This window comes from Roseateles sp. GW823-FHT07B05 (genome assembly GCF_058794515.1).
The window spans coordinates 73,462-85,957 of the sequence record NZ_JBXAGX010000016.1 but is presented as its reverse complement, the minus strand read 5'-3'; the positions used below and the strand labels follow the sequence as shown (position 1 = coordinate 85,957).

At 68.9% G+C, this 12,496-nt stretch carries 8 protein-coding genes; 4 read left to right on the top strand and 4 right to left on the bottom strand.

Translation table 11 applies throughout. The annotated features are described in order from the left end of the window. The first annotated feature begins 119 nt into the window (after nucleotides 1–119). From AC1Q7O_RS24175 to AC1Q7O_RS24160, 4 genes are all read left to right on the top strand, one after another. A complete protein-coding gene (locus AC1Q7O_RS24175) occupies nucleotides 120–1,043 on the top strand; it encodes a PfkB family carbohydrate kinase (RefSeq protein ID WP_492661426.1) in 924 nt (307 codons plus the stop codon). Nucleotides 1,044–1,058: 15 nt separating this feature from the next. Then, nucleotides 1,059–2,447: a GH1 family beta-glucosidase gene (locus tag AC1Q7O_RS24170; RefSeq protein ID WP_492661427.1), complete on the top strand. Its 1,389-nt coding sequence runs from the start codon at nucleotides 1,059–1,061 to the stop codon at nucleotides 2,445–2,447. Nucleotides 2,448–2,479: 32 nt separating this feature from the next. Next, nucleotides 2,480–3,010 (top strand): CbrC family protein, encoded by a 531-nt coding sequence (locus AC1Q7O_RS24165; RefSeq protein WP_492661428.1) that lies wholly within the window; start codon nucleotides 2,480–2,482, stop codon nucleotides 3,008–3,010. Between the two features lie 191 nt (nucleotides 3,011–3,201). After that, on the top strand, nucleotides 3,202–3,402 hold the full coding sequence (locus AC1Q7O_RS24160) for a DUF4177 domain-containing protein (protein ID WP_492661429.1): 201 nt from the start codon (nucleotides 3,202–3,204) through the stop codon (nucleotides 3,400–3,402). 18 nt (nucleotides 3,403–3,420) lie between these two features. On the opposite strand, the gene AC1Q7O_RS24155 is transcribed toward AC1Q7O_RS24160, so the two are convergent. The 4 genes from AC1Q7O_RS24155 to AC1Q7O_RS24140 form a co-directional block, all read right to left on the bottom strand. Continuing rightward, on the bottom strand, nucleotides 3,421–4,959 hold the full coding sequence (locus tag AC1Q7O_RS24155; protein WP_492661430.1) for a tryptophan halogenase family protein: 1,539 nt from the start codon (nucleotides 4,957–4,959) through the stop codon (nucleotides 3,421–3,423). Further along, nucleotides 4,956–6,494 carry a tryptophan halogenase family protein gene (locus tag AC1Q7O_RS24150; RefSeq protein WP_492661431.1) on the bottom strand — a complete coding sequence of 513 codons (1,539 nt, stop codon included), beginning with the start codon at nucleotides 6,492–6,494 and terminating at the stop codon, nucleotides 4,956–4,958. The genes AC1Q7O_RS24155 and AC1Q7O_RS24150 overlap by 4 nt, the downstream gene beginning before the upstream one ends. A 107-nt stretch (nucleotides 6,495–6,601) precedes the next feature. Next, on the bottom strand, nucleotides 6,602–9,649 hold the full coding sequence (locus tag AC1Q7O_RS24145) for a TonB-dependent receptor (protein WP_492661432.1): 3,048 nt from the start codon (nucleotides 9,647–9,649) through the stop codon (nucleotides 6,602–6,604). Between the two features lie 217 nt (nucleotides 9,650–9,866). Continuing rightward, complete coding sequence (locus AC1Q7O_RS24140; RefSeq protein ID WP_492661433.1) at nucleotides 9,867–12,368, bottom strand: beta-mannosidase; 2,502 nt, start codon at nucleotides 12,366–12,368, stop codon at nucleotides 9,867–9,869. Nucleotides 12,369–12,496 lie beyond the last annotated feature (128 nt).

Here is a 12,496-nt window from a genome sequence, read left to right as displayed (position 1 = left end):
CCACACCCGTTACATGGGCCGGCCATGGCCGGCAACACGCCGATCCGGGATCGCCCTCGTTGCCGATTGTTCACTAAACATTTATTGTTGCCTTGAAATTTTCATCACGACCGAGATCGATGCCTTCCCGCTCCCTTGCCGTCCTGGGCGAAGCCCTGGTGGACGAATTCCATGACGGCCCGGTGGCCGGTGGCGCGCCGTTCAACGTGGCCCGGTCGCTGGCCGCGCTGGGCGCGCCGGCGCTGTTCATCAGCCGCATCGGCGCCGACGACGCCAACGGCCGCCTCGTGCTGGACAGCGCCGCGCGCTACGGCCTGGGCACCGCCGGCCTGCAGCACGACGCCGCCCGGGCGACGGGCCGCGTCAGCGTGCGGGAGCAGCCCGGCGGCGGCCACCGCTTCGAGATCCACGCCGACGCCGCGTGGGACCACCTGGACCTGCCCGCCGCCCGCGCCGCGCTGGCCGGCGCCGCGCCGTCGCTGCTGTACTTCGGTAGCCTTGCGCAGCGCCACCCCGTGTCGCGCACGGCCATCCGCGCACTGGCCAAGGGCTTCAACGGCCTGCGCTTCCTGGACCTGAACCTGCGCCCCGGCACCGACAACGCGCTGTTCGCCGCCGAATCGCTGATGCTGGCCGACTGGGTCAAGGTCAACGACGAGGAGCTCGCGCGGCTGGCCGGCTGGTTCGACGCGCCCGGCGACGAAGCCACCCAGGTGGCCGCGCTGATGGACCGCTTCGCACTGCAGCGCGTGGTGCTGACCTGCGGCGCCGACGGCTGGCGCTTCTACGGCCCCGGCGGCGCGCTGCTGGCCCAGGGCCCCGGCGAGCCGCAGCCGCGCGTCGTCGACACCGTCGGCGCCGGCGACTCCTTCACCGCGCTGCTGCTGGCCGGCCTCGCGCAGCAGCGCGACCTGGCCGCCACGCTGGCGCTGGCCAACCGGTTCGCGTCCTTCATCTGCGGCGTGCGCGGGCCCCTGCCCGCCGACCCGCAAGCCCTCGTTCCCTGGCGCAGCGCCCTGCAGGCACTGCCCTCCTCTCCCTGACCCACCGACCTTGCCATGGACCTGACCCCTCCTCCCGCCTCGCTCGCCGACCTCGTATCCCCGCCGGCCGACTCGCCCATGCGCCGCAGCGACTTCGTGTTCGGCTGCGGCACGTCCTCGTACCAGATCGAAGGCGCCGCCCATGCGGACGGCCGGCTCGAATCCATCTGGGACCGCTTCTGCGCGACGCCCGGCAAGGTGCTGCGCGGCGAGAACGGCGACGTGGCCTGCGACCACTACCACCGCCTCGACGAAGACCTGGACATCCTGCAGCGCCTGGGGCTGGACGCCTACCGCTTCTCCATCGCCTGGCCGCGCGTGATGGACGCCGCCGGCCAGCCCAACGCCCGCGGCATTGATTTCTACAAGCGCCTGCTGGACGGCCTGGGCGAGCGCGGCATCAAGGCCTTCGTCACGCTGTATCACTGGGACCTGCCGCAGCACCTCGAAGACAAGGGCGGCTGGCTGAACCGCGAGACCGCCTACCGCTTCGCCGACTACGCCGACCTGATGAGCCGCGAGCTGGCCGGCCATGGCGATGTGGCTGCGTGGACCACGCACAACGAGCCCTGGTGCTCGGCCTACCTCGGCTACGGCGACGGCCACCATGCGCCGGGCCTGAAGAGCAACCGCTGGGCCGCACAGGCCATGCACCACCTGCTGCTGGGCCACGGCCTGGCGCTGCCGGCACTGCGCGCCAACGCGCCGCAGGCGCTGCACGGCATCGTCGCCAACTGCGCGCCGGGCTATGCCGACAGCGACACCGCCGAGGACCGCGACGCCGCCTCGCTGTTCGAGACCTACCAGAACCGCTGGGTGCTGGACCCGCTGCTCAAGGGCGAGTACCCCGCCGACCTGTGGCGGCTGTGGAAGGGCTGCGAGCCGCTGGTGCTGGACGGCGACATGGACATCATCCGCCGCCCCATCGACTACCTCGGCATCAACTTCTACAGCCGCGCCGTGCTGCGCTCCAAGGGCGCGGACACCATCGACTGGGTGCGCCACGAGGGCGTCGAGCGCACGACGATGGACTGGGAGGTCTACCCGCAAGGCATGCAGGACCTGTTCGAGGCCTTCAAGCGCGACTACCCCAACCTGCCGCCGCTGTACGTGACCGAGAACGGCATGTCCAGCCACGACGAGGTGAACGCCCGCGGCGAGGTGGACGACCTGCAGCGCCAGTCCTACATCAAGCGCCACTTCGCGGCCTGCTCGCGGGCGATGGCCAACGGCGTGGACGTGCGCGGCTACTTCATCTGGTCGCTGATGGACAACTTCGAATGGGCCTTCGGCTACGAACGTCGCTTCGGCCTCGTGCATGTGGACTTCGAGACCCAGCAGCGCACGCTCAAGCGCAGCGCGCTGGCGTACGCCGATTTCCTGCGGGAGCGCGCCGGGCGCTGAGCACCGCCGCCGGGCTCTGGTAGCGTGACGGCATGGACCTGCCCACCTTCCGCTACCACCCCGACCCGCTGGCCACCGGCGCCATCGAGCCCCGCCCCATCACCTGCGCCTGCTGCGGTGAGCCGCGCGGCTTCGTCTACGTGCAGCCCGTCTACGCGACGACGGACCTGGACGAGAAGCTGTGCCCCTGGTGCATCGCCGACGGCTCCGCCGCCGCGAAGCTGGGCGCCAGCTTCTCCGACCCCGCGCCGCTGCAACAGGCCGGCGTGGCGCAAGACGTCATCGACGAGGTGAGCCTGCGCACGCCGGGCTACTCCTGCTGGCAGCAGGAGGAGTGGCTCGCGCACTGCAACGACGCCTGCGAGTTCCATGGCGATGCGTCGGAAGACGACGTGGAAGACGCCAGTGACGCCGTGAAGGCGGACTGGATGCAGCGCTACGGCAAGACCGCCAAGCAATGGGCCGCCGCCACGCGCGACTACGAGCCGGCCGGCGACAACGCCTTCTACAAGTTCGTGTGCCGGCACTGCGGGGTGGTGCGGCTGGGGTGGGATTGCGCGTGAGCCTCGGCGGGCGCTCCTGCCAAGGCCTCGCGGCTTGAGTTGCCCGAACTCGGAGCGCAACCGCCAATGTTGGAGTGCGTGAACTGCCTCAAATCTACAGGGCTGGTCACGCACGCTGCGCCTCAGGAATTTTCACCGTTCAGTGCATCACAGGCACATGCTTCAATGACTCAAGGACAGGGAGGCAGTTGATGACGCAGTGGGAATATCGGACGGTCAAGGTGGAGGCCAAGGGATGGTTCGCCGGCGGCGTGCTCGATCAGTCCAAGTTTGAAGCAGCCTTGAATGAGCTCGGGCGCGATGGCTGGGAATTGGTATCGACCTTTGACACCAACATGCTTCACGGGCAGACCCGCGAGATCGTCGCCGTTCTGAAGCGGGCAAAAGCCTGACGTCGAGGGCGAACGCGCTCAGCCGATCCGGCCCGCCACCAGCCGCTCCAGGAACGCACCATGGTCCGGCATGCCCTCCACCGTCCGCGCGATGGCCGCCTGCAGCCGCTGGAAATGCTCCCGCAGCGGCGCCGCGTCCACCTGCCGCAGCAGCGGGTCCAGCCCCTCGGGCTGCAGGCCGAGGCCCAGGAACAGCGAGTACCAGGAGTCCTCGCCGAAGCTGTCGCGGTCCAGGATGACGACGCGGCCGTTGCGGCGGAAGGTGTCGATCTGGTGGGCCAGCGTGTCCGGGATGGACATGCCGCGGCAGTAGCGCCAGAACTCGCTGTCGTCCCGGTGGGTGAGCTTGTAGTGGAGGATGATGAAGTCGCGGATGGACTCGTACTGCCGCGTCATGCGGCGGTTGTACTCATCCGCCAGGTGAGGCTCGCAGCGGCGGTCGGGGAACAACTCCACGAGCGCGCTGATGCCGTGGATGACCAGCGACAGGCTGGTGGACTCCAGCGGCTCCAGGAAGCCCGAGGACAGGCCCACGGCGACGACGTTGCGGTCCCAGACCTTGCGGCGCAGGCCGGTCTTGAAGCGCAACTGGCGCGGCTCGCCCTGCGGAGCGCCGTCGAGGTGGCTCATCAGCACGCGGCTCGCCTCTTCGTCGCTGATGTGGGCGCTGCTGTAGACATGGCCATTGCCGGTGCGGTGCTGCAGCGGGATGCGCCATTGCCAGCCGGCTGAATGGGCCGTGGACGTGGTGTAGGGCGTGAGCGGCTGCACCTTCTCGCATGGCATGGCCTGGGCGCTGTCGCAGGGCAGCCAGTGTGTCCAGTCGTGATAGCCGGCGCGGCATATGCCTTCGATCAGCAGCGCACGGAAGCCCGAGCAGTCGATGAACAGGTCGCCCTCGATGCGCCGGCCGTCGGCCAGCGTGACGGCGGTGACGAAGCCGTCGCCGGGGCGCACGGACACGTCGACGATGGTGCCCTCCTCGCGCTGCACGCCGCGCGCCACCGCGTAGTCGCGCAGGTAAGCGGCGTACAGGCCGGCGTCGAAGTGGAAGGCGTAGGAGAACGCGTTGGCGGCCGATGGCGGGCCGGCCTCGGGCGGCGCGAAGCGGTTGTGGCGGGCCATCATGGTGGCGACGGACCATTCCTCGTGGCTGGCCATGCCGCCTTCGCGTGCCAGCCGCAGCCAGTGCGCCACCGACGAGCGGTTGACGATGGCCGGGCCGAAGCCGCCGAAGCCGTGGAAGAAGCGGTTGCCGACGTGGCCCCAGTCCTTGAACTCGATGCCGAGCTTGAAGCTGGCCTGCGTGCGGCGCATGAAGTCCGCGTTGTCCAGGCCCAGCGCGTCGTTGTAGGCGCGGATGCTGGGCAGCGTGGCCTCGCCAACGCCGACGGTACCGATGTCGGCGGACTCGACCAGCACGATCTCGCAGCCCACCGGGTTGCTCGGGCCGCCAGGCGGCGAGCCGAACACCTGGGCCAGCGGCGCGGCGCACATCCAGCCGGCGGAACCGCCGCCGACGATGACGATGCGGCGGATACGGGTGTCGTCGCTCATGCGGCCACCTCCATCGCGGCGGCCTTGACGTGGCGGTCGATGAAGGCGCCGTGGTCGGGCATGCCGTCCACGGTCTGCTTGATGGCCTGACGCAGGCGCTGGAAGTGCTGGCGCAGCGCCTGTTCGTCGATCTGCGCGAGCAGCGGGTCATGCCGCTCGGGCCACAGGCCCAGGCCCAGGAACAGCGATACCCAGGACGGCTCGGCGAAGCTGTCGGGGTCCAGGATGGCGACGCGGCCGCTCTGGCGGAACAGCTCGATCTGGTGGTGCAGCGTGTCGGGGATGGGCATGGCCGCGCAGTAGCGCCAGAACTCGCTGTCGTCGCGTTGCGTCAGCTTGTAGTGCAGCACGATGAAGTCGCGGATGGACTCGTACTGCTGCGTCATGCGGCGGTTGTATTCGTCGGCCAGGCGGCGGTCGCAGCGGCGGTCGGGCAGCAGTTCGATGAGGCGGCCCACGCCGTCCATGATGAGCTGGATGCTGGTGGACTCCAGCGGCTCCAGGAAGCCCGACGACAGGCCGATGGCGACGACGTTGCGGTCCCAGGCCTTGCGGCGCATGCCGGTCTTGAAGCGCAGCTGGCGCGGATCGCCCAGCGCGGCGCCGTCGAGGTGGCTCATCAGCACGCGGCCGGCCTCGTCGTCGCTGGTGTAGCCGCTGCAGTAGACGTGGCCGTTGCCCGTGCGGTGCTGCAGCGGGATGCGCCACTGCCAGCCGGCGCTGCGCGCGGTGGACGTGGTGTAGGGCGTCAGCGGCTCGACGCGGGCGCAGGGCACGGCCTGGGCGCTGTCGCAAGGCAGCCAGTGCGTCCAGTCGTGGTAGCCGGCCTTGCAGACGCCTTCGATCAGCAGCGCGCGGAAGCCCGAGCAGTCGATGAACAGGTCGCCTTCGATGCGCCGGCCGTCGGCGAGCGTGACGGCGGTGACGAAACCGTCGCCGGGGCGCACGGACACGTCGACGATGGTGCCCTCCTCACGCTGCACGCCGCGCGCCATCGCGTAGTCGCGCAGGTAGGCGGCGTACAGGCCGGCGTCGAAATGGAAGGCGTAGGTGTAGGCGTTGGCGGCCGAGGCGACGTCGCCGTCGGGCGGCACGAAGCGGTTGTGCCGGGCCATGACGGTGGCGGTGGACCAGTGCTCGTGGCTCTCCATGCCGCCCAGGCCGTGCAGGCGCAGCCAGTGCATGACGGACGAGCGGTTCTGGATGGCCGGCCCGAACTCGCCGAAGCCGTGGAAGAAGCGGTTGCCCAGGTGCCCCCAGTCCTTGAACTCGATGCCCAGCTTGAACGTCGCCTGGGTCTTGCGGATGAACTCGGCGCTGTCGAGCTCCAGCGTGCGGTTGTAGAAGCGGATGGTGGGCAGCGTGGCTTCGCCCACGCCCACGGTGCCGATCTCGGGGGATTCGATCAGCACGATCTCGCAGCGCGCGCCGTGCTCGCCCTGCCCCATCAACTGGCCCAGCGGTGCGGCGGTCATCCAGCCGGCGGTGCCGCCGCCAACGATGACGATGCGGCGCAGGGGCTGGTCATCAGGCATGCGTGGTGTCTCCATGGTGTTTTTGCTGTGTTCGAACACTACCCAAAAAAAAGGCCCGGCGCCGCAGCGCCAGGCCTTCCTTCAGCCGGGACAAACCCGGCGTCCGGTCAGAACTGATAGCGCGCCGACAGCGTGTAGCGCGGGCCCGAGACGAAGCCGCTGCGGTTCATCATGCCGATGTGCTGCTCCATCAACTGCTTATAGACCGCGTCCGTCAGGTTCTGGCCCTGCAGCACGACCTTCAGCTGGTTGGTGAGCTGGTACTCGATGCTGGCATCGAGCTGGCCGAAGCTGTCCGTCCAGATGGGCAGGCCCAGCGGCATGTTGTTGCGGCCGTACTGCGGGCTGTTCGGGTTGTAGTTCAAGCCGTTGGTCTGGTTCGGGCCGGTGTTGTCGGGGAAGGCCACGCCGTTCAGGTACTTGCCGCGCCATGCATAGGCCACGCGCGCCGAGATCGGGCCGTGGTCATACAGGATGGCCAGGTTGAAGGCCTTGCGCGACAGGTTGGGCAGCGGATGGTCACCGTAGGACTGGCCGTTGGTGTCGCAGCCGTTGACGTAGAGGTTGAGGTTGCGCTCGTCCGTCACGCCGCTGCACCACTCGGCACCCACCGAGTTGTAGCGCTTCTGCTTGCTGTCCACGTAGGTGGCATTCGCCTGCACACCCAGGCCTGACAGCAGACCCGGCAGCCCGTTGAAGTAGTGCTGCACGGCGAACTCCAGGCCACGCGCCCAGCCCTTGGCACCGTTGACCTGCGTCGAGTACGCGAAGTCGTACATCTTGCCGGTCGTGTCGGCGGCACTCATGATGCCGACCTGGTTGACGATCACGTCCTTGAGCTGCTTGTTGAAGGCTGCCACCGTGATCGAACTGGCCTTGTCGATGTACCACTCGCCCGACACATCGAACTGGTCGGACTTGACCGGCTTCAGGATGGGGTTGCCCAGCGCCGTGCCGCGGTTCTTCAGGTCGTCGATGTAGTTGGTGCGCGTGTTGGGCGTCACGGTCGTGTCGACCACGGTCCGCACGGTGGCCGAACCGGCCAGCATCTGCACGTTGGGCTGCAGCGTGCTGAAGTCAGGGCGGGCGATGGCCTTGGCGAACGCCACACGCATCTGCAGGTTGTCCCTGAACTTGTACTTCAGGTTCAGCGTGGGCAGCACATCGGTGTAGCTGTTGCGGACGTCGATGGGCGTCTGGAAGTTCGTGAACGTCGGGATGGGGCCGCCGACGACGGTGCCCGCACCGATGTCGGTCGCCGTGTAGTTCAGCGACTTGTAGCCCGTGGTGTCGTACTTCGTGTTGACCACGCGCAGGCCCACGTTGCCATCCAGCGGCACGTTCCAGTCGTCGAAGCCGAAGCGCAGCTGCGCGTAGGCCGTCTTGGTGGTCTCGTGCTGCTTGTTGCTGTTGGGCGAGGTCTCGTCGAACGGAATGGGCTGCCAGGAGGCCGCGCAGTTGCGGTTGGTGCCGAGCTGGGCCTTGTACTCCTCGCACAGCTGCGTGTAGTAGCTGTGCAGCGTGGCGTAGGACGCCGGGTAGTTCGCGGCGACGGCCATCTTGGGCAGCACCAGCGACGCGACCTGGGTCTTGCCGTTCATGAAGTTGTTGAACGCCTTGAGCTGGGTGTCGTTGCTGCCGAAGCGAGACAGGTAGGCCAGGCTCTTGATCGGGTGCCAGTCCCAGGACTGGTTGATGGCGCCCTGGTCGAACTCGGCCGACTGCCACGTCTGCGTGACGGCCTTCCAGTTGTAGCTGGGGTTGCTGACCTGGTTGTTGGCATCACGCTCCGTGAAGCGCAGGCCGACGCGCAGGTCCTGGAACACCGGGTGGTCGAACGTGTACTTGACGTCGCCCTTCCAGGCCTTCTGCGTCGCACGGCTCTTGTCCAGGTGCTCCATCGTGAAGCCCCAGTAGTACTTGGACGGGTCGGCCAGGTAGGCCCGGTCCGCAGCGTCCAGGACCAGCCGGGGCAGCTCGCCGGTCATGTCCACGGTTTCCTTGGGCATGTTGATGCCGGTGGCGACCGTGGAATCGATGGCGCGCGTCGTCGACTCGATGAACTGGAAGTCGTTGGCGATGCGCAGCGCCGGCGTCGGCGTCCAGACGACGTTGAACGTGCTCTCCCGGGTCTCGGAGACGCGCTTGGAGAAGCGCGTGTTCGCGTTGAACGGGATGCCGTTGTGGCCCGGGTCGGTGATGGTTCCCGTCAGCAGCGCGCCGTTGCTGCCCCACTTAGCGTCCGACGACACCTTGGAGGTGTACGGGTCGGCCTGGCTGTCGATGGAGCTCTCGTCCCAGTAGAAGTCGTACTTGGACCGGAAGTGCGTGGCCGCGACTTCCAGCGTGTCCTTCTTCCACTGCCCGGCAAAGTAGGAGCCCTGGCGCGTGCGGTCATAGGCCAGCGTGCGCCAGCCCAGCGCCTTCGGGAACCAGTGGTTGGTCTTGGACGTGTAGTAAGCGTTGTCGTTGTCCGAGGGCTTCGAGACCTTCTCCACTTCCAGGAAGTAGGGGTCGACGAACATGCTGTCGGTGCGCGTGTTGCTCTTCGAGAAGGCCGCGTGCGCCAGCAGGCCGAACTTGCCGAGATCGGTGTTCCAGGTGTTGGAAATCAGCCCCGAGTACGTCGGCTTGGTCGTGTCGGCCAGCTTGTTGCGCGTCGCGGACACGCCCAGGTTGCCCTTGAAGCCGCCGTAGTCGAACGGCAGCGCGGTGCGCAGGTTCACCAGGCCGCCGATGGCGCCTTCGATCTGCTCGGCGGACGGGTTCTTGTAGACGTCCACGCCGGCCATCAGCTCAGGCGGCACGTCTTCCCAGCTCAGGCCACGGCCGCCGTTGGCCGAGAAGCTCTCGCGGCCGTTCAGGTTCGACGACACATAGGTCAGGCCGCGGATCAGCACGCCGGAGCCTTCGACCGAGAAACGGCCCGGGTCGCCACGCGCCATCACGCGGTCCATCGTCACGCCGACGATGCGCTGCAGCACTTCGCTGACGGAGCGGTCCGGCAGCTTGCCGGCGTCGTCGGCGTTGATCGAGTCAACGATCTCGTCCGCGTTCTGCTTCAGCTTCTGCGCCGACTGCAGCGCCGCGCGCTGCCCCGAGACCACCACGGTCTCCAGCTGCTGCGCCTTGGGCGCCTCAGCGGTTTGTGCCATCGCCGGCATCGCCAGGACCATCAAGGCCTGGGCTGCCGCCAATGACAAGGTTGTCTGTTTGAAATGTCTCATCCTCGTTGGCTCCTCTTTGGTGGGAAACATTCGCCCCTCGCGGGGTGATGTTGCGGCTGCAGGCTGTCAGGCCTCAGCCATTATTGGTAACGGTAACAACGCAATTGACCCGCCACATTGGGACAATCAGCGACAGGGGATTCACTCATTTCGCCCCGAGCTCGCCTCCCCTATCAGCAATGGTGATGGACCACGCCGCATGATCGACGGCGATGGCACCCACGCGCATTGGTAGCGCTATCTCACAAGCAATCCGGCGTGGCGCGCCAGGCACCAGGTCGATGAAGTTTTCGGCCGGCCGCAACCCGTTGCCGGAGAGCCACAGGCCCTTCACCGGCCGGTCGCTGCGCAGCACCAGCGCCTGGCCGTCCGCGGCGATCTCGATGTCCGCGCCGCCCAGCCGGTAGAACTTGAACGGCTCCGTCCACGCGCAGTCGCGCGCCAGCTCCTGCCCCTGCGCATCCAGCGCGCACAGCTCGGCCACCACGGGCTCGTCGAACACCGGCAGCGCCTGCGTGACCTCCACGCTGCAGCCCGCGGGCACCGGCTGTGCGACGCTGGCCGCCGCCAGCTGCCGGCCATCCATCGCGAACACCCGCAGCTGCAGCGTCACCGCCACCGGCTGCAGGCCGCCGTTCATCGTCGCCAGCCGCGCCTGGCCGGGCTCCAGCCGCACGGCCACGGCGAGCGGCGCCAGCGCGCGACGCACCGCATGCCAGGCCGGCTTCACGGTGCCGGCCGAATCGATCAGCGCCCAGCTCGTCACCGGCCAGCAGTCGTTGAGCTGCCACACCAGCGCGCCGCTGACCGCGCGCGCGCCAGGGTGCTGCCAGCGGCGGCGGAAGTCCTGGTAGGCCACGCGCATGGCCTCGGCCTGCACGAACTGCGTCGCGTAGACGTGATCCGCCAGCGTGGCGCCCACGCGCAGGTTGTCGGCCAGGTAGACGGCCAGGCGGCGGTGGCCGTCCGGCCCCGCGGCCGAGCCGGCCTTGTTGTGCCACTGCACCGTGCGGCTCTCGGGGAACCGCTCCTCCTCGGGCAGCACCGACTCCAACAGCGCCAGCGACGGGTTGGACTGCATGCCGAACTCGCTGACGAAGCGGGCCTGCACCTCGCCGTAGTGCTGGTAGGGCAGCATCTGCTGGTGCCAGACCTCCCAGCTGTGGCGGTCGCCCACCGTCGTGTCCGACGACTTCGTGTCGGCGCCGGGTGTGAACGGGCTGCCGGGCCAGTAGGCGCGGTCCGGGTCCAGCGCGGCGCAGACCTCGGGCAGCAGGCCCTCGTAGATGGCGCGCGCCTCGAAGCGCTCCGCCGGCACGCCCGGGCCGGCCAGGCCCTGGGACTCGGCAATCATGTAGTCCTCGTTGTTGCCGCACCAGAGCGCCATGCAGGCGTGGTGGCGCAGCCGCTTCACGGCCGCTTCGGCCTCGGCGCGCACGCTGGCCAGGAACGCGTCGTTGGCCGGGTAGATGCCGCAGGCGAACATGAAGTCCTGCCACACCAGGATGCCCAGCTCGTCGCAGGCCTCGTAGAAGGCCTCGTGCTCGTAGATGCCGCCGCCCCACACGCGCAGCATGTTCATGTTGGCTGCGGCGGCCTGCGCCACGCGCTCGCGGTAGCGCGCCGGCGTGATGCGCTCCAGCAGGTTGTCATCGGGAATCCAGTTCGCGCCGCCGGCGAACAAGGCCTGGCCGTTGACCTCGAAGTGGAAGCTCAGCCCCGCCTCGCCCGCCACCGGCTCCTGCACCAGCCGCAGCTGGCGCAGCCCGATGCGGCGGCTGTCCTCGGCCAGCACGCGGCCCGCATCGTCCAGCAGCCGCGCCACCAGCGTGTACAGCGGCTGCGCGCCCAGGCCGCGCGGCCACCAGAGGTCGGCCTCGGTGACGGTCAGCGTCGCGCTGGCCGCGCCCGTGGCCGGCACCTCCCGCTCCGCCACGCAGCGCCCTTGCGCATCGCGCAGCTCGAAGGCGCAGCGCGTGCCCGCGCCGTCGATCTGCGCAGCCACCTGCAGCGTGGCCGCGCGCGCGGCCACGTCCACCGTGCTGCGGCACTGCAGGTCGGCAATGCGCGCCGCGCCGCTGCAGCGCCGCACCGGCCGCCAGGGGCCACAGGTGATGAGCTCGGGGCCCCAGTCCCAGCCGAAGTGGTATTGCGCCTTGCGGGCGTGCAGCCGTGCGCTGTCGCCGTTCCACAGCGCGCGCTTGCCGTGCACCGCCTCCACCTTGCGTGCTTCGGCCAGCGCCGGCTCAAAACACAGCAGCAGCTCGTTGTGGCCGGGCTTCAGGCGCGAGCGCACGTCCACGCGCTGCGGCACGAACATGTTGTCGGACTGCAGCAACCGCTCGCCGTTCAGCCACACGGTGCAGTAGGTGTCCAGGCCCTCGAACACGAGCTCCTCGCGCGGCGCCAGCTCGCCCGCATCGAAGGCCAGGCGCCACGCCCAGCGGCGCTCGGCCACCCAGCGCACATCCAGCTCGTTGCGGCCGTAGAACGGGTCCGGGATGCGCCCGGCCGCCAGCAGGGCGCCATGCGCCGTGCCGGGAACGGCCGCGGGCAGCCAGGCCTCGGCCGGCAGCGCTGTCAGCGCCGCGCCGTCCAGGCCGGCGGGCGCTTCGGCCAGCTGCCAGCCGTCATGCAGGTCAATCAATCGTTGGGATGTCACGTCGTCGCCAAGCTCGGTTCACACAGCCTGCCCGCGACGGGAGACGCCAGGCAGCCACCAAACCGGCCAGCCCCTGCGCCGCGCACCGGATGGCGGCGGCGTGTCTCCTGCTT